We start from the raw sequence: 19,376 nt of genomic DNA, 5'->3' as shown, positions 1-19,376 counted from the left end.
TGTCTCGCAGGGATAAGCATGCGCCTCATCGCGACCCTACTGTTAGGTGCATCACAGCACGAGGCCGAAGCGGCGGCCTTCACATCGACGAGGAGAAGTACAGTGGCACAGGCTGTTCGGTTCTACGAGCACGGCGCACCCGAGGTCATGCGGTGGGAGAACGTCGAGGTCGGGGAGCCCGGCCCCCACGGGGTCCGGATCCGGCACGAGGCCGTCGGACTGAACTTCGCCGACACCTACTTCCGCACCGGCCTGTATCCGGCCGAGTTGCCCGCGGGCATGGGCGTCGAGGCGGCCGGTGTCGTCGAGGAAGTCGGCTCCGGCGTGACCCACGTGCAGGTCGGTGACCGCGTCACCTACACGGGCAGCCCCCTCGGCGCCTACAGCACCGAACGCGTGATGCCGGCCGCACCGCTGATCCCGCTGCCGGAAGCGATCCGCTTCGACACCGCGGCCGCGATGACGATGCGCGGTCTGACCACCGCCTACCTGCTGCGCCGCATCCACCCGCTGAAGGCGGGCGACACCGTGCTCCTGCACGCGGCGGCCGGCGGCGTCGGCCTGATCTTCACGCAGTGGGCAAAGTTGCTGGGCATCAACGTGATCGGCACCGTGTCCACCGACGAGAAGGCCGCGATCGCCCGCGCCCACGGGTGTGAGCACGTGATCGTCTACACCCGGGAGAACGTCGCCGAGCGGGTTCGGGAGATCACGAACGGTGCCGGCGTCCCCGTCGTGTACGACAGCATCGGCGAGTCCACCTTCCAGACCTCGCTCGACTGCCTCGCCCGGCGCGGTCTGCTGGTGTGCTTCGGAACGGCCTCCGGACCGATTCCTCCGATCAACGCGATGCAGCTGGCCGTCAAGGGGTCGCTGTTCGTCACCCGCCCCGCGCTCGCCGACTACATCGCCGACCCGGCCGAACGCGCCGAACTCGCCGGTGAACTGTTCGACCACGTCGAGGCGGGACGAATCCGGATCGAGATCAACCAGAGCTACGGGCTCGAGGACGCGGTCCAGGCACACCGGGATCTCGAGTCCGGCCGCAGCATCGGCTCCTCCGTGTTCCGCCTCTGACGGCGCGACACCTCTCACCACGACGGAGACACCACCATGAACGACACTGCGCAACTGACGCATTCACCCGAACGGCACACGATCCTCTCCCCGTCCGGTTCCTTCCGGCTGGCACCGATGACGTGTTCCCTCGGCGCCGAACTGTTCGACGTGAACCTCGGCGACGCCTCCCGCGACGACGCCCTGTTCGCCGAACTCCGGGAACTGCTGCTCGAATACAAGGTCCTGTTCCTGCGCGACCAGGACATCTCCCGCGCCGAGCACGTGGCGCTCGCCGAACGGTTCGGTCCGCTCGAGGATCACCCCGTCGCGGGCAGCGACCCGGATCATCCCGGGCTCGTGCAGATCTACAAGGACCTCGACAGCCCGGCCGAGCACTACGAGAACGCTTTTCACTGCGACGCCACCTGGCGGGAGAACCCGCCCATGGGTTGTGTGCTCCGCTGTGTGGCGACGCCCCCGGTCGGCGGCGACACCATCTGGGTGAACATGGCCGAGGCCTACGCGAAACTCCCCGACGCGGTGAAGAAGCAGATCGACGGACTCCGTGCCCGGCACAGCATCGAGGCGTCGTTCGGCGCGGCCCAGCCGACGGAGCAGCGGCACGCATTGCACCAGCGGTTCCCGGACGCCGAGCACCCCGTGGTGCGCACGCATCCCGAGACCGGTGAAAAGATCCTGTTCGTCAACGCTTTCGCGACCCACTTCGTCAACTACCACACCCCCGAGAACATCCGGTACGGCATCGACTACGCACCCGGTAGCAGCAACCTGCTGAACTACTTGATCAGCCAGGCCGCGATCCCCGAGTACCAGGTGCGGTGGCGGTGGACCCCGAACAGTGTGGCGATCTGGGACAACCGGTCCACCCAGCACTACGCGGTCCAGGACTACTGGCCGGCCGTCCGCAAGATGGAACGCGCCGGAATCGTCGGCGACCGGCCCTTCTGAATTCTCACAGCCCCTATTCATCAGATCCGATTTCGAACGGAGAACACCCATGCACTTCCACGACGACGCCCTCTTCCCCGAGACCCAGGAGAAGCTGGTCATCACGTGTGCCCCGTACGGTCCCGAGTGGGAGCCGGACGACTTCCGCGAAGACCTGCCGCTGACGATGGACGAGCACGTCCAGAAGGCAGTGGACTGCTACGAGGCCGGCGCCACCGTTCTGCACATCCACGTCCGTGAGCTCGACGGCAAGGGCTCCAAGCGGCTCTCGAAGTTCAACGAGTTGCTCGCCGGACTGCGCCAGGCGGTGCCGGACATGATCCTGCAGGTCGGCGGATCGATCTCCTTCGCACCCGAAGGCGAAGGCGCGGATGCGAAGTGGCTCTCGGACGACACGCGGCACATGCTGGCCGACCTCGATCCCGCACCCGACCAGGTGACGATCGCGATCAACACCTCTCAGATGAACATCATGGAACTCATGACCGCCGACGACATCGCCGGCACCTCGATGGAGCGGCCCGAGCTCGCCGAGGCGTACCGGGAGATGACGGTACCGGCAGGCCCGGCGTGGGTCGAGGAGCATCTGCGTCGCCTGCAGGCGGCAGGAATTCAGCCGCACTTCCAGCTCTCGAGCATCCCCCAGCTCGAGACCGTCGAGCGGCTCATCCGGCGCGGGATCTACACCGGTCCGCTCAACCTGACCTGGGTCGGCATCGGCGGCGGCTTCGACGGCCCCAACCCGTACAACATCATGAACTTCATCCAGCGAGTCCCGGACGGTGCCTGCCTGACCCTCGAGACCCTGATGCGCAGCGTGCTGCCGGTCAACGCGATGGCGATCGCGATGGGCCTGCACCCCCGTTGCGGTAACGAAGACACCATCTGGGGACGCAAGGGCGAGAAGATGACCTCCGTCCAGCAGGTCGAGCAGTTGGTCCGCGTCGCGGGTGAACTGGGCCGCGAGGTGGCCACCGGCAAGGAGGCCCGCGACATCTACCGGATCGGTCAGACCTACGCCGATGCCGACGAGACCCTCGCCAAGCTCGGCTACGCGCCCAACCGCCGTCCCGGACAGGTCGGCTTCACCCACCACGCCTGATTTTCGGCGCCGGGGGATTTGCATCACGCCGGGGAGAGAGCCGGACAGACCGCCGCTCACACGAGCACGGCCGGCTCTCTCCCCCACCCCTTTATCACTCCTGACGGCCATAGGAGGCCTCATGGGACTGCCTGCCACCACCGCCCTGAACACCACCACCCCGAATACCACCACCGGGAGCACCGCTCCGGCCTCCCGGTCGCGGTTCTACCCCTGGATCGTCTTCGCACTCACCTTCGGCCTGCTGCTGTCGGACTACATGTCCCGGCAGGTCCTCAGTGCCGTCTTCCCGCTCCTCAAAACCGAATGGACACTGACCGATTCACAGCTGGCGTCGCTCAGCAGCGTCGTCGCGCTGATGGTCGGACTGCTCACCCTTCCGCTGTCGCTGCTCGCCGACCGGTGGGGTCGTGTGAAGAGCCTCGTCCTGATGGCCGTGCTCTGGAGCATCGCCACACTGCTCTGCGCCGTGGCGAGCAGCTACGAGCAGATGCTCGGGGCCCGCTTCCTGGTCGGCGTGGGTGAAGCCGCCTACGGCAGCGTCGGCATCGCGGTGGTTCTCAGCGTGTTCGCCCCGCGAGTGCACTCCACGCTCAGCGGCGCCTTCATGGGCGGCGGATCGTTCGGGTCCGTGATCGGCGTCGCCCTCGGCGGCGTGATCGCCGTAAACCTCGGCTGGCGCTGGTCGTTCGCCGCGATGGCCGTCTTCGGGCTCATGCTCGTCGCCCTGTTCCGGGCTCTGGTCTCCGAACGCAAACTTGCTCAGCATGCGGCCGACGACGACCCTGCCGACGCACCCGGCCCCGCCGGATTCCGGGCGCCGATCTCGAGCCTGTTCACCACCCCCGCCGTCGTGTTCGCCTACATCGGTGGTGGTCTCCAGATGTTTACTGCCGGTGTGCTTCTGGCGTGGCTGCCGAGTTTCTTCAACCGATCCTACGGTCTCGCTCTCGACAAGGCCGGTGCGATGGCCTCGATCTTCGTCCTCCTCGTCGGCAGCGGCATGGTGGTGTGCGGCATCATCACCGACCGCGTGAGCCGCAACGACCCGGCGCGGAAATGGACCACCGCGGTGGTCTTCGGAGTGATCTCCCTCGTCTTCCTCGGCGCCGGGTTCCAGTTGCCGACCGGCACGCCCCAACTGGTCCTGATCGGCATCGGTGCCTTCTTCTCCGCCGGCTCGTCCGGCCCCATCGCCGCGATGGTCGCGAACCTCACCCACTCGTCGGTGCGCGCCTCAGCCTTCGGCACCCTCACCCTGGCCAACAACCTCCTCGGACTGGCACTGGGACCCTTCGCCGTCGGGGTGCTGGCCGACCGCTTCGGCCTGGTCACAGCCCTGCAGATCGCTCCCCTGATCTACATCGTCGCGATCGTGGCCCTGATCCTCGGCAAGCGCGCCTACCCGGCCGGACGCCGCAAGCTCGCCGCCCTCGCCGCCGCACCCGCCTGATCCACCTCCGAAGAATTGGAGCCGACCGTGACCACCTCCACCTCCACCTCACCGACCGTGGTGATCGTGCCCGGACTGCGGGACCACGTCGCCGACCACTGGCAGACCTTGCTCGCCGAGAGACTCGACACCGCGCGGACGGTGCCGCCGCTCGAACGGGACAAGCTCAGCCTCGCGGCCCGGGTCGCCGCCCTCGACACCGTCCTCGCCGACATCGACGGCCCGGTCGTGCTGGTCGCTCACAGTGCGGGAGTCGCGATTACCGTCCACTGGGCGCAGCAGTCGACCCGCCCGATCCAGGGCGCCCTGCTCGCCACCCCACCGGACCTCGAGGAACCACTGCCCGCGGGGTATCCCACCCCCGAGGAACTCGAGCAGGGTGGTTGGGATCCCGTCCCCCGCCGCCGGCTGCCGTTCCCCAGCGTCGTCGCCGCCAGCACGAACGATCCGCTGGCCCGATTCCGTCGGGTCGCCGGAATGGCCGAGGCCTGGGGGAGCCGGCTCGTCGACCTCGGTGCGGTCGGACACCTCAACCCTGCCGCCGGTTACGGGTACTGGCCGTACGCCGAGGAACTGCTCCGGGAACTGATCGAGAGCACGGTCGTTCCCGGGCTCGCGAACGCAGGTGGCCGATGACGCGCAAGGTCTTCGGTTCGGCAGCCGAAGCGGTCGCAGACATCACCTCCGGTGCGTCGCTGGCGGTCGGCGGGTTCGGGTTGTGCGGAATCCCGGACGAGCTGATCGCCGCGATCGCCGCCGGTGACGCCACCGATCTGGAGGTGTTTTCCAACAACTGCGGCGTCGACGGCCACGGACTCGGTATCCTGCTCGCCCACAGTCGGATTCGCCGCGTCACCGCGTCGTATGTCGGGGAGAACAAGGAATTTGCGCGCCAATACCTGACGGGTGAGCTCGAGGTCGAACTGACGCCGCAGGGCACTCTGGCCGAGAAGCTGCGTGCCGGCGGTGCGGGGATCCCCGCGTTCTTCACCCCCGCCGGGGTCGGAACGCCCGTGTCCGACGGCGGGCTGCCGTGGCGGTACGCCGCCGACGGATCGGTGGCCGTCGCGTCTCCGCCGAAAGAGATCCGCGAGTTCGCCGGCCGCCAGTATGTGCTCGAGGAGTCGATCACCGCCGACTTCGCACTCGTCCACGCCCGCATCGGCGACGCCGAAGGCAACCTCGTCTTCGCCAAGGCCGCAGGCAACTTCAACCCGCTCGCCGCGATGGCCAGCCGTGTCTGCATCGCGCAGGTCGAGCAACTCGTCGAGCCCGGTGTCCTCGACCCGGCGCGGGTGCACCTGCCGGGGATCTTCGTCGACCGGATCGTCCACACCGGGACTCAGGACAAGCAGATCGAGAAACGCACCGTCGCCGCGAGGAAGGACTGACATGACGACCATCGTCGAGACGATCGGCTGGACGCGCGAGGACATGGCAGCCCGTGCCGCCCGAGAACTGTCGCCGGGCGAGTACGTCAACCTCGGTATCGGGCTGCCCACGCTGATCCCCAACTTCCTGCCGCCGGGGGTCGACGTGACGCTGCACAGCGAGAACGGCATCCTCGGGACCGGCCCGTATCCGGACGAGGACGCGGTCGACGCGGATCTGATCAACGCAGGCAAGGAAACGGTCACCGTCAACGCGGGCGCATCGTTCTTCGATTCGGCGCTCAGCTTCGGGATGATCCGCGGCGCCCACATCGACACCGCCGTCCTCGGCGGAATGCAGGTCTCCGCGGCAGGCGACCTCGCGAACTGGATGGTTCCGGGAAAGATGGTCAAGGGCATGGGCGGTGCGATGGACCTCGTGCACGGCGCCCGCACAGTCATCGTGGTCATGGAGCACTGCGACAAGTCCGGTGCCCCGAAGATCGTCGAACGCTGCACCCTGCCTCTCACCGGACGCGGTGTCGTGCACCGGATCATTACCAACCTGGCCGTCGTCGACGTCACCGACTCCGGTCTCGTGTTGCGCGAGTGCGCGCCCGGGGTCACCGCAGACCTGGTGCGCGCCGCCACCGCAGCGGCGCTGTCGTAGCGCTTCTCCCACCCGCCCACCACGAGAAAGTTTCCCGTGCTCAACCTTTCCGTCCTTCTCGAAGACTCCGCCCGCCGATTCCCCGACCGCGACGCCCTGATTCTCGGCGACACACGGATGACGTACGCCGACCTCGACGCCCGGTCGAACCAGGTCGCGAACCTGCTGATGTCGTGCGGCATCGAACCCGGTGACAAGGTCGCGCTCTCCTGTCCCAACATCCCCCAGTTCCCCGTCGTCTACTACGGCATCCTCAAGGCCGGCGCCGTGGTCGTACCGCTCAACGTGTTGCTCAAGGACCGCGAGATCGCGTACCACCTTGCCGATTCGGACGCCAAGGCGTACTTGTGCTACGACGGCACCCCCGACCTGCCGATGGGCGAGTACGGGCGGTCCGCGTTCACACAGAGTCCCCACTGCCGCACCATGTTCCGCATCACCGCCGACCCGGACGCTCCCGCCACGATCGACGGCAGTGGAACGCTCGCGGAGGCCGTCGCGGGTCGCGACACCGAGGTCGAGACCGTGGTCCGCGAACCCGGGGACACCGCTGTCATCCTCTACACGAGCGGGACCACCGGAAAACCCAAGGGCGCCGAGCTCACCCACGCCAACATGGTGCTCAACGCGCTGACCGCCAACCGGCTCTTCGACATCACTCCAGCCATCCACGACCGGTACCTGGTGACCCTCCCGCTGTTCCACTCGTTCGGCCAGACCGTCACCCTCAATGCCGGAATCTCGGTCGGGGCGACCCTCGTTCTGCTGCCCCGGTTCGAGGCCGCCGCCGCACTCGACCTCATCGAACGGGAGAACATCACCGTATTCGCCGGGGTGCCCACCATGTACTGGGGTCTGCTCGGCGCCCTCGACGAACACCCCGCCGACATCGACCGCATCGCCGGCAACATGCGACTCGCGATCTCCGGCGGCGCCGCGCTGCCGGTGGAGATCCTCACCCGGTTCGCCGACCGCTTCGGTGTCCAGATCCTCGAGGGATACGGACTGTCCGAGACGTCACCGCTCGCGACGTTCAGCGACCCCGGCGGCGATCCACGGCCCGGCTCGATCGGTGTCCCGGTGTGGGGAATCGAGGCCCGGCTCGTCGACAGGAACTGGAACACCGTCACCGGAGCCGGTGACATCGGCGAGATCGCGTTGCGCGGCCACAACATCATGAAGGGCTACTACAACCGCCCGGACGCCACGGCAGAAGTGCTGCGGGACGGCTGGTTCCGGACCGGCGACCTCGCCCGTATCGACGACGACGGCTTCTACTACATCGTCGACCGGGCCAAGGACCTGATCGTGCGCGGCGGATTCAATGTGTACCCCCGTGAGATCGAAGAGGTCCTCCTCGGCCACGACGCCATCTCTCTCGCCGCCGTCGTCGGCGTCCCCGACGACAGCCACGGCGAGGAGATCAAGGCGTACGTCATCCTCGAGCCGGGCGCAAAGGTCACCGCGGACGAGGTGATCGCCTGGGCCAAGCAGCAGATGGCGAGCTACAAGTACCCCCGCACCGTCGAATTCGTCACCACCCTTCCGATGACCGCCACCGGCAAGATCCTCAAACGCGAACTCGGCCGCGCCCCGGCCGCACTCTGATACCGAAAGCACAAGCGTGAGCGACACTCCCCTCCCCACCATCCCCGACGAGCTCACCGCTCCCCTCGACCTCCTCCTCACCAGCGGAACCCGCGGCGTCGCCGCCCGCATGCTGCCCGACAGCTCGTGGGGCCGCCTCGGGGTCAGCCTCGCCGGCCGTCCGGGGACCCTCGCCCGGCTCGGCGGCGCCCTCGCCCGCGAACTCGGCGCAATTGCCGCCGGCACCTCGGACCGATCTCCCGCGAAGGCCGACAAGCGCTTCGGCGACGCCGCGTGGCAGCAGAATCCGGCCCTGCGCCGGGCGATGCAGGCGTATCTCGCGACATCGCACACCGCCGCCGCCCTGCTCGACGACGCCGAACTCGACTGGCGTGACCACGAGCGGATGCGGTTCGTTCTCGACAACCTCGTCGAAGGTCTGTCCCCCACCAACAATCCACTTCTCAGCCCGCTGGGCTGGAAGGCAATGGTGGATACCGGCGGTCTCAGTGCGGCACGCGGCGTCCGGGCGTTCGTGCGCGACATACTGTCGAGCCCTCGCGTGCCTGCCATGGTCGAACCCGACGCGTTCGCCGTCGGGGAGGACGTGGCTGCAACGAAGGGTGCCGTGGTCCTGCAGACCCGCACCTTCGAACTGATCCACTACACGCCGCAGACGGAAAAGGTCCACGCCACACCGCTGTTGATCGTCCCACCCGTCATCAACAAGTACTACATACTCGACATCGCACCGGGCCGCAGTCTCGTCGAGTACCTCCTGCAGCAGGGTCAGCAGGTCTTCGCGATCTCCTGGCGCAACCCGCACGCCCGCCACCGGGACTGGGGTGCCGACACGTACGGTGCCGCGATCGTGGAGGCGCTCGACGCGGTGCAGTGCATCGCCGGGACCGACAGCGCCCACCTCCTGGGCACCTGCTCGGGCGGGATTCTCGCGGCGATGGTCGCCGCGCATCTCACCCAGGTCGGCGAGGGCGACCGCGTCGCCGGCCTCACCCTGGCCGTCACCGTCCTCGACCAGACCCAGGCCGGTACCGCGGCGGCCGTCATGAGCGAGCGCGCCGCCGCAGCCGCCATCCGCGCCTCGGCCGCCAAGGGATATCTCGACGGCCGCACCCTCGCCGAGATGTTCGCCTGGCTGCGTCCGACCGACCTGATCTGGCGGTACTGGGTGAACAACTACGTGCAGGGCCGGGCTCCCGCAGCCTTCGACGTGCTGTTCTGGAACTCGGACACAACCCGCATGGCGGCGGCACTGCACCGCGATCTCGTCCTGCTCGGACTGCGCAACGCGCTGACGGCGCCGGGCGCTGCGACCATGCTCGGCACACCCGTCGACCTGGCCACCGTGACCGCCGACGCATACGTCGTCGGCGGCTCCGCCGACCACCTCTGCCCGTGGCAGTCCACCTACCGGAGCGCTCGCCTGCTCGGCAGCAAGGACTCCCGGTTCGTGCTGTCGTCGAACGGTCACATCGCCTCACTCGTGAACCCGCCGGGCAATCCGCGAGCGTCCTTCCGATTCGGGCAGCCCGCCCCGGAGACCCCGGACGAGTGGCTGACCGCGGCGGAGACCGCACCGGACTCGTGGTGGCCCGACTACGCCCGCTGGCTCGCCGAGCGCAGCGGACCCGGCATCGACGCCCCCGGCGGCCTCGGCGCCCGGCAGTTCCCCCCGCTCGGTCCCGCCCCGGGCACCTACGTCCACCACAGCTGACCCGCTCGACACCACAGAGGTAATCCATGCCCATGCATCTCACACAACCCACCGATCTCCTCGATCTCGTCGGACAGACCATCGGAACCACCGGCACGCTGAAAATCGCGCAGGATCAGGTGAATCTGTTCGCCGACGCGACCGGGGACCACCAGTGGATCCACACCGATCCCGAACGCGCGGCCCGCGGCCCCTTCGGCAGCACGATCGCGCACGGCTACCTCACGCTGTCGCTGGCGCCGAGCGTCCTCGCCGAGGTTCTCACCGTCGACGGCGTCCACGCCGCCCTCAATTACGGCCTGAACAAGGTGCGGTTCCCCGCTCCCGTGCCCGTCGGTTCCGCGCTCCGCGTCACCGTGTCCGTCATCTCGGCCGGGCAGAAACCGGCCGGCATCGAGGCCGTCTTCCGCTTGACCTACGAGATCGACGGCGGAACGCGTCCGGTGTGCGTCGCCGACGTCGTGGTGCTCTACACGTGAGCGTGACCGAATTGTTCGGCAGGAGCGACCGGTTCGAGGACAGGGTCGTTCCGGTCGGGGGTCGGCGGATCCGGGTGCGGATCCGCCGCGGGACCGGTGTGCCCCTGGTTCTGTGCAACGGCATCGGAGCGGGCCTGGAAGTGCTGGACCCGCTGGTCGCCGCGATGGACCCGGCGGCGCCGATCATCCGCTTCGACGTTCCCGGCACCGGGGGTTCGCCGGCATCACCGGTCCCGTACGCCATTCCCGCGCTCGCGTGCGGCCTGAGCCGCCTCCTCGACGAGATCGGGGTCGGTGCCGTCGACGTCCTCGGATTGTCCTGGGGCGGAGCGCTGGCCCAGCAGTTCGCCCTGCAGAACCCGCGGCGCTGCCGCCGACTCGTCCTCGTCGCCACCGGAACCGGTGCCGTGATGATTCCCGGCCACCCGCGTGTGCTCGCGAAGATGCTGACTCCGAGACGGTTCACCGACACCGGCTACGCCGCGGCCATCGCCGGCGACCTGTACGGCGGCACGGCCCGCGACGGCGGCGAGGGCGTTGCGCGCATCTTTCGGAAGCAGACGCACACGGGCTCGCGCATCGGTTATCTCCACCAACTCCTCGCGGGGGCGGTGTGGACGAGCCTGCCGGTACTACCACTCATCCGGCAGCCCACGCTGATCGTCGCGGGCACCGACGACCCGATCATTCCCGTCGCCAACGCCCATGTCATGAACGCGCTCCTGCCGCACGCGACCCTGCACCTCCACCCCGGCGGGCACCTCGACATCGTCACCAATGCAGCCGATCTCGCCCCTGCTGTCACGACCTTTCTCGCGGCTCCGTAGCCGTCGGCCCACACAACAGGTCAGCCGTCCTCCCCGATCGCCGCAAGCGTCGTCCGCAGACGCTCGGTATCCGCCGGGGTCCAGCCCTCGGGCGACAGGATTGCGCTCCACGCGTCGGCGATGTCGACGACGTACGTGTGTCCGTGCCCGTCGGGAACGCCCGTCGACACCGCCATGTCGGCCGCCACCTGAAGGAACGTCACGAACGGGAACCACTGGGTGCTGTCGAGAACGTCGTATCCACGGTCCTCCTTCAGCCAATCCGGCTCGCTCAGCAGCAATTCCGGCGACCACCAGACGATCGGGTCCGACGGGTGCTGCAGATAAACCATCCGTGGCCGTCCCCACGGGGCGTCGGGGCGCGGCAGGTCCTCCGGCGCCCGCGCACCGAATCGAACGGTCTCGCCCTGCTCGTAGATCGGAAGCCATTCGGGCGAGCCCGGATCGCGGTTCGTGGTGACGTCGGTCCAGATCTCGTTCGCGTTCGGCGGTCCCGTGAACAACACACCGTCGGTGCGCGCCTCGACGTCGTCGACACTGCCGAATGCACTTTCGCCCCCGAACGAGCCGAGGCTCTCCCCCATCACGACGAGCTTCGGGCGGGACCCCGGCGGCAACACCTTCCATTTGTCGTACACCGCGTCGAACAAGGCCTCCCCGGCCTGGTGGGCCCGCTCCTTGTCCACCAGGAAGGACAGCCAACTCGGCAGATAGGAGTACTGCAACCCGACCATCGCAGTGTCGCCGTTGTACATGTACTCCAGCGAGGAGGCGAGGCTCTCGTTGATCCACCCGGTACCGGTGGTCGTGGCCACACCGACGACCGCACGATCGAACCCGCCTGCGCGTTCGAGTTCGTCCGCTGCCAGTTGGGCGTTCTCGCGGATCGAATCGCCGCCGCTGGCGAGCCCGGCGTACGTCCGGATCGGCTCCACCGCGGGCCGCCCGCCATTGAACGTGGACAATTCGTCGACGGTCGGACCACGCGACATGAAGGAACGGCCCTGCCGACCCAGCGAATCCCACGTGACGAGTGAGTCCGGCCCGCCCGAACGCAGCGACGACGTCGGCGGCTCGTCACCGGCCTTGGTCTCCTGGTTGACGGCGGCGAACGAATTGTTCAACCCCGACATGATCACCCGCACCGCCGCGCCGTTGACGAGTGCGAACAGCAGCGCGACCACCAGTACACCGATGACCGTCGCCGAGATCCGCCGCGGCACCACCCGGCTGATCTTGCGTTCGACCCACCACACCGCCCGCAGCAGCACGCGGGCCAGCGCCACCAACCCGACGTAGATCAGCACCGCCACGATCACCATGACGAGATAGCCGAACCACGGGAACGGTGCGGCACTCATGATCGCCCGCAACTGCGACTGCCAATCCCAGAACCACACCAGCATCGCCGCGGTTCCGACGATCCCGATCACCGACGCCACCCGGCGCACCACTGTCTTCACCCGGGCAGGCGCCTCCCGGTGCACGAGGTAGCGGATCAACTTGGAACCGAGGAATCCGATGGCGTAGCCGATTGCCGCCGAAACGCCGGTGACCAATCCCTGGAAGAAGGGACCACGCGGCAGCAGTGTCGGCGTCAACGACAGCCACACGAACAGCACCGCGACCACCAGCCCCCCGAAGGCATAGCGGTCCGGAAGCCAGCGGCGATACCCGGGTGGCCGGACGGGACCGGCTTCGCGCTCGGGTGCACCGTCGATCACTTCGTTCGGCACCTACCAAGCGTAGCCGTCACAGAGTCGCGTTCGACGGCAATCCGCAATCACACCGCGTCCCGTGAACATCGAAGCCCACGTGGGATGTTCGCATTTCGGCCGAGTCCGCTCACCCCGGCGTCATCGGCGACCTGTGAGACCGGTGTCCGCACGCGACCCCGGGATCCTGAATCGTTCGTCAGGTCCGGGTGAGGACCCGTGGCCCGATCTGGTGGGCGAGCTCGAGCGCGAGTTCGAGCGCCAGCCGGCGTTCGCCGGGAGGGTGACCGAGGAGTTCGGTTGCACGCGCGACGCGTTGCAGGACGGTGTTGCGGTGGGTGTGCAGGCGGACGGCGGCGCGGGGTGCGTTGTCCGCTTCGTCGAGAAACACCCGCAAGGTCTCGCGGAGCCGAGCTGCACTGGGTGTGTCCGCGGCGAGCGGGCCCAGCGTCGTTGCGACGAAATCGGCCGCGCGGTCTGGGTTCTGCGCTGCCAGCGCCGTGACTTCGAGGTCGCGGTAGAGCGCTAGGCGCGCGCCGCTCGGATGCCCGCTGAGCAGCCGCTGGATGGTCAGCGCCGCATCATGTGAGCGGCGGAACCCGGTGATGCCGGGCTGGGTGGGGCCGACCGCGACGCGGACATTGGGTTGCGCTCGGGTGAGCGCGTCGCGCAGTGTGTCGAGCGCGGGGTCGGAGTCGGTGCCGAACCATGCCCACAGCGTCGAGGTCCCGGCGGGGAGGGTCAGCGGAGGGCGCGCACCGGCGGCGCGGGCGAGGCTGGTGGCGGCGGACTCCAGCGCGCCCTGCACCTCGCCGGGCGGTTGGGCCCACAACACGAGTGCGGTATGGCGCCGGGCCAGCTCGTACCCCAAGCGTTCGCCGGCTCGGCGACTGTCGATCGGGGCACCGTCGAGGATCAGACGAATGGTCTCGACACGGCGTGCGAGCGCACCACCGAGCACCTCCTCGCGCTCGCGCTGCGCGTCGGCAATGACACGGCCGATCACGTGGTCGACGTACTCGAACAGGTGCTGCGAAAACGCCTCCAACAACTCGACGAGCTGCGGGCCCGGTGGGACGATCCGTGCGGCATGCGCGATGAAGCTCTGCCACACCAGGTTCTGCCCTCGGCGGTAGGCGTGGAAGATCACGTCGAGGTCGCTGCCGCGGCGAACGACGGTGCGGACTACATCCAGCGCCTCCGGTGGGACGTCGATCGGTGCGGCGCGGCCGTCGCGGCGTGCGAGTGTAGTGAGTAGGCGCGCGACGTTCGCGCGGTTGCTTGCCGACATCTCCGCCGCGATTGCTGCATCGGCGCCCAGCGCTGGGGCCAGCTTGACCTCCTCGGCGTCCATGTCTTCGACGAACTGATCGAGTTCGGCGAGCATCGACTCGGCGACATCACCCATGAGACCCACGATCACAGTCGGGGTCGTTCCGCTGGTCATGAAACGAGTGTGCTACCGCACATAGTTGGGGGCAAGGATTAGGCGAGCGGACATGTCGCTGGGCGCGGGTGCAGACCTACTGTGAAACACATCACAACCTCGCACGACAGCGACCAGGAGACCCCAGTGACGATCACGACAATCCCCGAGGTGGAGACCATGGACTTCGATGTGTTGATCATCGGCGCCGGCATCTCCGGAATCGGTGCGGCCTACCACCTGAAGACCCGCCGGCCCGACACGACGTTCGCGATCCTGGAGGGTAAGGACGCGATCGGCGGGACGTGGACCCAGTTCCGCTACCCGGGGATCCGCTCGGACTCCGACATGCCGACCTTCGGCTTCGGATTCAAGCCGTGGACGCACAAGAAGGCGATCGCCGACGCGCACATCATCCTGGACTACCTGCAGGAGACCGTCACCGAGAACCACATCGACGAGCACATCCGATTCGGATACCGGGTGTCGTCGGCGGAGTTCTCCTCGTCGGCGGGGCGCTGGACCGTGACCGCGCAACGTTCCGGCAGCGACGAGACCGTGCAGATCACCGCGCGATTCCTGTTCTCCGGCACCGGCTACTACAACCACGAGGCCGGCTTCACGCCCGAGTTCGACGGCATCGAGGACTTCACCGGCCAAGTGGTTCATCCCCAGCACTGGCCCGAAGAGCTCGACTACTCCGGCAAGAAGGTGGTTGTCATCGGCAGCGGCGCGACCGCGGCAACGCTGATCCCCGCGATGGCCGGCACCGCCGCGCACATCACGATGTTGCAGCGCTCGCCGAGCTACGTGCTCTCGCTGCCGGCCGAGGACGCGATCGCGAACACGCTCAACAAGCTGATCGGCCCGAAGCGTGCCTACCCGATCATCCGGCGCAAGAACATCATGATGCACCGCGGGATCTTCAAGGCCTGCCGCCGCTCCCCGAAGCTCATGCGCAAGCTGTTGATCGCCAACGCCCGCCGCCAACTGCCCAAGAACTTCGACGTCGACACCCACTTCACCCCCCGCTACAACCCCTGGGATCAGCGCCTGTGCATGGTGCCCAACGGCGACCTGTTCAAGGCGATCTCGACAGGCCACGCCTCGGTCGTGACGGACCGGATCGAGCGTTTCACCGCAACCGGGATCCGGCTCGAGTCCGGCCAGGAACTCGAGGCCGACATCGTCGTCACCGCCACCGGTCTGAACATGCTCGCGTTCGGTGCGATCCAGCTCAGTGTCGACGGAGAGCCGGTGAATCCGCCCGACACGACCGTCTACAAGTCGATGATGCTCAGCGGCCTACCGAACTTCGTGTTCGCACTCGGCTACACGAACATCTCCTGGACGCTCAAGGTCGACCTCATCAGCGAGCACTTCTGCCGACTGCTCGACCACATGGACGAGCGCGGCTACACCACAGTCGAACCGGTCCTCACCGATCCGGGCATGGAACGGGTCCCGTTGCTCGACCTCACCTCCGGATACGTCCAGCGTGCGGTCGCCGCGTTCCCCCGTGCAGGCACCAGCGGCCCGTGGACGGCCGCGATGGCCTACGAGAAGGACGTCGAGCGGCTGCGTGAGGGGCCGATCGAGGACGCCGACCTGCGATTCACCGCCAACCAGCCGGCTCTGCTGGCCTCGTGATCGGAGCGAGCACGATGAAGAACGAGATCACCTTCACCAGCCACGGCGTCACCTGTGCGGCCTGGCACGTTCCGGCCACCACCGACGCGGCGGACCGGGAACCCGGCCGGCCGTGCGTGGTCATGGCACACGGCTTCGGCGGCACCCGGGACACCGGCCTGCTGAGCTACGCCGAGGCATTCGCTGAGGCAGGCATCGATGCGTTCGTCTTCGACTACCGCGGCTTCGGTGACTCGGACGGCAGTCCACGCCAGGATGTTTCGTTCCGGCGTCAGCGACAGGACTACCGTGCCGCGATCGATGCGGCCCGCCGCCTGCCGGGCGTCGACCCGGACCGGATCGCACTGTGGGGGACGTCGTACTCCGGTGGTCACGTCATCGCGGTCGCGGCGGAGGATCGGCGCATCTCGGCGGTCGTTTCCATGACACCGGCCACCGACGGGTCGGCCGCCCTGGTGCAGATCGCCCGCTATGCCGGACCCGGCCAGCTGGTTCGCGCCACCGGACACGGGTTGCGGGACGTCGCCCGTGCGCTGACCAAGCGCGCACCGCACCACGTTCCGGTGGTCGGGCAGCCCGGGTCGGCGGCGATCATCAGCACGCCCGGCGCCGAGGAGGCCTACACCTCCATGGCCGGCGCCACCTGGCGCAACGAAGTGTGTGCACGCACAGCACTGGAGGTCGGGTTGAACCGGCCCACTACGTTCGCCCGTCGTCTCACCTGCCCGATCCTGGTGCAAGTCGGCTCACGCGACCGCATCGCGCCGCCTGACGCCGCGCGCCGGACCGCCGCGAAGGCCGGTCCGCTCGCGCAACTACGCGAGTACCCCGTCGATCACTTCGACGTCTACCAGGGGCCGTGGCAGCAGCAGGCACTGGCCGACCAGCTCGCCTTTCTCCACCAAGTCCTCGACCCCGTCCGCAGCACGCCGTCACTGACGATGTGAGACGGCACCTATCGCACATCAGAAATGTGCATCACCGAACACGAACGGAGAAGTTATGTCCGACCTGAATCGGGTCACCGTATTGGGCGCAGGTGTCCTCGGCGGGCAGATTGCATGGCACAGCGCGTTCAAGGGAAAGGACGTTGTCGTCTACGACCTACACCAGAAGGCCATCGACAATTGCCGTGCTGCGCACGAAATGTACGCCGACATCTACCGCGTGGACGTCGCCGCGACGAGGACATCGCGAAGACCCGGAAACGGTTGACCTACAGCACCGACATTTCCGAGGCCGTTCAGCATGCAGACTTGGTCATCGAAGCGGTATCGGAGAGGCCCGACGTGAAGACCAGCGTCTACGAGACCATGGCACCGCACCTCCCCGAACACACGATGATCGCGACGAACTCGTCGACATTGTTGCCGCAGGACTTTGCGGCAGCGACCGGACGTCCGGAAAAATACTGCGCGCTGCACTTCGCCAATCTCATCTGGAAACTGAATGCCGTCGAGATCATGGCGCACCCGGAAACCGCGCGAGATACGTTGATCGCGGCCACCGAGTTCGGCATCGAAATCGGCATGGTCCCCGTCCCGATACAGAAGCAGCAGAATGGGTACGCCATCAATACCTGGCTCGTTCCCCTGCTGAATGCCGCACAGACTCTCGTGACAAACGATGTCGCAACAGCCGAGGACGTCGACCGAACGTACATGATCGTCAATCGTGGCTGCTCCATGGGCCCATTGGGGTTGATGGACGTCATCGGCATGACCACCGTGTTCAATGTGCTCGACCACTGGGGACATGTGAACAACGACGAGCAGATGCTCCGGAATGCCCACTACATCGAGAAGAACTTCCTCGATCAGGGTCTGCTGGGATTGCAGACAGCACACGGATACTACAACTATCCCGATCCTGCCTACGGTGCCGACGACTTCCTTTCTCCCCCAGACATTTCCGCAGCCTCCGACATCGCGGAGAGGGCGTTACTGCTCGCACCCGCCGGCCAATAGGCCACCGGCGCGATGTGGCAGCACTATGCCCGTAATCCTCATGCGCACGCACCCACTACGCGGGTAGTCACCCGTTTCGGGGGATGTGACCGGCGCTGCGGGTGTCGAGGCTGGAAGCCGGACACAATGCGAGGCGCTACGGCATGCCCAACCGGATCGAGGTGTCGTCAATCGATATCCGCGATCGGTTGGAGCCATGCCGCACGAAGGCCAACTGCCGGCCGAGCCGGTCGACCCTACCGGCCGGGTGGCCGACCTAGCCCGAGCTTTCACTGACCCACCGAATCCACATCACATGGAGGAAACCATGGCCCTCGATACATTCGCTCTCCTGGCGGCGACCTACGACTCGCAGGACGCCGCGATCGCCGACTACGACGCCGTGCACGATCTCTACGTCGAGACGGGCCTCGTCGATACCTACGATGCCGCCGTCATCACCAGAACGGACAATGGCAAGATCAAGATCGTCAAGAAGCATGAGCAGCCGACCCGGCAGGGCGCCTGGGGCGGACTCGGCATCGGCCTGGTCGGGGGTGCGCTCGTTGCCCTGTTCCCCGCCGTCGGGCTCGGGGCCGGGCTGTTGTTGGGCGGCGCCGGCGGAGCCGGTCTCGGGGCCCTCGGCGGGCACGTCGCCGCCGGGATGAGCCGCTCCGACCTGAAGGAAGTGGGCGAGCTGCTCGACGACGGTGACAGCGGACTGATCGTCGTTGCGGCGACGGACCTCGAGGCGCGCGTCGAGAAGGCACTCGAACGCGCATCCAAGGTGACCAAGAAGCAACTCGAGGCGGACACCGAGCAGGTCAGCAAGGAGATCGACGAGGCCTCCAAATCCTGAGAACGGCACCGACATGACGGTCCGACGCCTCGCGCCTCCGGTCGCACGACGTCGAGGGCGAGCCCGATTCTTCTAGACGGGGTCCGTGGGCTCTCGGCGCTTTGTCAGTGTCGGACGCGCAATCGCTCCGCGCAGCTGTGCACGCCGACTCGTGCGTGTCGGCGCCGGTGAGTGGTCGGGCATCAGGTCGCCTCCCTGGGACACTCGCGGAAGACTTCCCTCCCGCGTTACTGCACCCGCTCGATTTCGCTCGGTCGCCAAGTCTTGTCGAAGAAGGATCGCAGCGGGCTGTACAACCGAAGGATGCGTCGAACATCAACGACCGCCCCTTGGAAGGCGTTGAGGAAGACGTTCACTCCGTGCCGGAAGTCCATATGGTCGTACGTCTTCTCCACGGTGTCCCTGGCCAGTGCACCGTCGGTGAACTCCACAGTGCCGAGGCGGATTTCCATCCGGTCCGGCGCGGAGAACAGTTCCAGGGTTTCTCGGTCGACAGTCATCTGAGAGGTTCCTTCCAGTCTTGACGCCG

The 19,376-nt window shown here is 67.3% G+C and carries 18 protein-coding genes and 1 pseudogene; 16 read left to right on the top strand and 3 right to left on the bottom strand.

Going from position 1 to position 19,376, the window contains the following annotated elements:
* Positions 1–102: 102 nt before the first annotated feature.
* The 11 genes from RHA1_RS18365 to RHA1_RS18315 all read left to right on the top strand — a co-directional run bounded on the left by RHA1_RS18365 (position 103) and on the right by RHA1_RS18315 (position 11,251).
* A complete protein-coding gene (locus RHA1_RS18365) occupies positions 103–1,077 on the top strand; it encodes a quinone oxidoreductase family protein (protein WP_009476858.1) in 975 nt (324 codons plus the stop codon).
* A 36-nt stretch (positions 1,078–1,113) separates the two neighbouring features.
* On the top strand, positions 1,114–2,028 hold the full coding sequence (locus tag RHA1_RS18360; RefSeq protein WP_011596346.1) for a TauD/TfdA dioxygenase family protein: 915 nt from the start codon (positions 1,114–1,116) through the stop codon (positions 2,026–2,028).
* A gap of 49 nt (positions 2,029–2,077) precedes the next feature.
* Positions 2,078–3,130 carry a beta-keto acid cleavage family enzyme gene (locus tag RHA1_RS18355; RefSeq protein ID WP_009476856.1) on the top strand — a complete coding sequence of 351 codons (1,053 nt, stop codon included), beginning with the start codon at positions 2,078–2,080 and terminating at the stop codon, positions 3,128–3,130.
* 121 nt (positions 3,131–3,251) lie between these two features.
* Positions 3,252–4,583 (top strand): MFS transporter, encoded by a 1,332-nt coding sequence (locus RHA1_RS18350; protein ID WP_011596345.1) that lies wholly within the window; start codon positions 3,252–3,254, stop codon positions 4,581–4,583.
* Between the two features lie 27 nt (positions 4,584–4,610).
* The gene (locus tag RHA1_RS18345; protein ID WP_011596344.1) at positions 4,611–5,219 is read left to right on the top strand and encodes an RBBP9/YdeN family alpha/beta hydrolase; all 609 of its coding nucleotides are present in this window, start codon (positions 4,611–4,613) and stop codon (positions 5,217–5,219) included.
* On the top strand, positions 5,216–5,974 hold the full coding sequence (locus RHA1_RS18340) for a CoA transferase subunit A (protein WP_011596343.1): 759 nt from the start codon (positions 5,216–5,218) through the stop codon (positions 5,972–5,974). Before RHA1_RS18345 ends, RHA1_RS18340 begins: the two co-directional genes overlap by 4 nt.
* Position 5,975: 1 nt before the next feature.
* Positions 5,976–6,623, top strand: a complete 648-nt coding sequence (locus tag RHA1_RS18335) for a CoA transferase subunit B (RefSeq protein WP_011596342.1) — start codon at positions 5,976–5,978, stop codon at positions 6,621–6,623.
* A 36-nt stretch (positions 6,624–6,659) separates the two neighbouring features.
* Positions 6,660–8,231, top strand: a complete 1,572-nt coding sequence (locus tag RHA1_RS18330; protein ID WP_011596341.1) for a long-chain-fatty-acid--CoA ligase — start codon at positions 6,660–6,662, stop codon at positions 8,229–8,231.
* 16 nt (positions 8,232–8,247) lie between these two features.
* Positions 8,248–9,945 carry a PHA/PHB synthase family protein gene (locus RHA1_RS18325; protein WP_011596340.1) on the top strand — a complete coding sequence of 566 codons (1,698 nt, stop codon included), beginning with the start codon at positions 8,248–8,250 and terminating at the stop codon, positions 9,943–9,945.
* Between the two features lie 26 nt (positions 9,946–9,971).
* Positions 9,972–10,424, top strand: a complete 453-nt coding sequence (locus RHA1_RS18320; protein ID WP_011596339.1) for a MaoC family dehydratase — start codon at positions 9,972–9,974, stop codon at positions 10,422–10,424.
* A complete protein-coding gene (locus tag RHA1_RS18315; protein WP_016884660.1) occupies positions 10,421–11,251 on the top strand; it encodes an alpha/beta fold hydrolase in 831 nt (276 codons plus the stop codon). The genes RHA1_RS18320 and RHA1_RS18315 overlap by 4 nt, the downstream gene beginning before the upstream one ends.
* A 20-nt stretch (positions 11,252–11,271) precedes the next feature.
* Here RHA1_RS18315 and RHA1_RS18310 read toward each other — a convergent pair whose 3' ends face one another.
* Both RHA1_RS18310 and RHA1_RS18305 read right to left on the bottom strand, forming a co-directional pair.
* Complete coding sequence (locus RHA1_RS18310) at positions 11,272–12,987, bottom strand: alpha/beta hydrolase (RefSeq protein WP_050787326.1); 1,716 nt, start codon at positions 12,985–12,987, stop codon at positions 11,272–11,274.
* A 178-nt stretch (positions 12,988–13,165) separates the two neighbouring features.
* Entirely contained in the window at positions 13,166–14,413 is a 1,248-nt protein-coding gene (locus RHA1_RS18305) for a PucR family transcriptional regulator (RefSeq protein ID WP_193384935.1), read from the bottom strand.
* A gap of 159 nt (positions 14,414–14,572) precedes the next feature.
* Here RHA1_RS18305 and RHA1_RS18300 point away from each other — a divergent pair, with 159 nt between their 5' ends.
* The 5 genes and pseudogenes from RHA1_RS18300 to RHA1_RS18285 all read left to right on the top strand — a co-directional run bounded on the left by RHA1_RS18300 (position 14,573) and on the right by RHA1_RS18285 (position 18,847).
* Positions 14,573–16,042: a flavin-containing monooxygenase gene (locus tag RHA1_RS18300; protein ID WP_167540972.1), complete on the top strand. Its 1,470-nt coding sequence runs from the start codon at positions 14,573–14,575 to the stop codon at positions 16,040–16,042.
* Between the two features lie 14 nt (positions 16,043–16,056).
* Complete coding sequence (locus RHA1_RS18295; protein WP_011596334.1) at positions 16,057–16,989, top strand: alpha/beta hydrolase; 933 nt, start codon at positions 16,057–16,059, stop codon at positions 16,987–16,989.
* A gap of 55 nt (positions 16,990–17,044) precedes the next feature.
* Positions 17,045–17,532, top strand: a pseudogene (locus tag RHA1_RS53625) (3-hydroxyacyl-CoA dehydrogenase NAD-binding domain-containing protein); the annotation flags it as partial.
* The gene (locus tag RHA1_RS53620; protein WP_423816275.1) at positions 17,506–18,009 is read left to right on the top strand and encodes a 3-hydroxyacyl-CoA dehydrogenase family protein; all 504 of its coding nucleotides are present in this window, start codon (positions 17,506–17,508) and stop codon (positions 18,007–18,009) included. The pseudogene RHA1_RS53625 and the gene RHA1_RS53620, both read left to right, overlap by 27 nt.
* A 307-nt stretch (positions 18,010–18,316) precedes the next feature.
* Entirely contained in the window at positions 18,317–18,847 is a 531-nt protein-coding gene (locus tag RHA1_RS18285; RefSeq protein ID WP_011596332.1) for a DUF1269 domain-containing protein, read from the top strand.
* Positions 18,848–19,074: 227 nt separating this feature from the next.
* Here RHA1_RS18285 and RHA1_RS18280 read toward each other — a convergent pair whose 3' ends face one another.
* Positions 19,075–19,347, bottom strand: a complete 273-nt coding sequence (locus tag RHA1_RS18280) for a hypothetical protein (protein ID WP_011596331.1) — start codon at positions 19,345–19,347, stop codon at positions 19,075–19,077.
* Positions 19,348–19,376 lie beyond the last annotated feature (29 nt).

The organism is Rhodococcus jostii RHA1 (genome assembly GCF_000014565.1).
Classification (GTDB): domain Bacteria; phylum Actinomycetota; class Actinomycetes; order Mycobacteriales; family Mycobacteriaceae; genus Rhodococcus_F; species Rhodococcus_F jostii_A.
This window is presented reverse-complemented; position numbering and strand designations above follow the sequence as displayed.

Excerpts from the sequence above, each read along its gene's own strand:
- RHA1_RS18295 (WP_011596334.1), top strand. The coding sequence starts at position 16,057 with ATGAAGAACGAGATCACCTTCACCAGCCACGGCGTCACCTGTGCGGCC.
- RHA1_RS18350 (WP_011596345.1), top strand. The coding sequence starts at position 3,252 with ATGGGACTGCCTGCCACCACCGCCCTGAACACCACCACCCCGAATACC.
- RHA1_RS18320 (WP_011596339.1), top strand. The coding sequence starts at position 9,972 with ATGCCCATGCATCTCACACAACCCACCGATCTCCTCGATCTCGTCGGA.
- RHA1_RS18305 (WP_193384935.1), bottom strand. The coding sequence starts at position 14,413 with ATGACCAGCGGAACGACCCCGACTGTGATCGTGGGTCTCATGGGTGAT.
- RHA1_RS18360 (WP_011596346.1), top strand. The coding sequence starts at position 1,114 with ATGAACGACACTGCGCAACTGACGCATTCACCCGAACGGCACACGATC.
- RHA1_RS18285 (WP_011596332.1), top strand. The coding sequence starts at position 18,317 with ATGGCCCTCGATACATTCGCTCTCCTGGCGGCGACCTACGACTCGCAG.
- RHA1_RS18280 (WP_011596331.1), bottom strand. The coding sequence starts at position 19,347 with ATGACTGTCGACCGAGAAACCCTGGAACTGTTCTCCGCGCCGGACCGG.
- RHA1_RS18300 (WP_167540972.1), top strand. The coding sequence starts at position 14,573 with ATGGACTTCGATGTGTTGATCATCGGCGCCGGCATCTCCGGAATCGGT.
- RHA1_RS53620 (WP_423816275.1), top strand. The coding sequence starts at position 17,506 with ATGGCGCACCCGGAAACCGCGCGAGATACGTTGATCGCGGCCACCGAG.
- RHA1_RS18340 (WP_011596343.1), top strand. The coding sequence starts at position 5,216 with ATGACGCGCAAGGTCTTCGGTTCGGCAGCCGAAGCGGTCGCAGACATC.
- RHA1_RS18335 (WP_011596342.1), top strand. The coding sequence starts at position 5,976 with ATGACGACCATCGTCGAGACGATCGGCTGGACGCGCGAGGACATGGCA.
- RHA1_RS18355 (WP_009476856.1), top strand. The coding sequence starts at position 2,078 with ATGCACTTCCACGACGACGCCCTCTTCCCCGAGACCCAGGAGAAGCTG.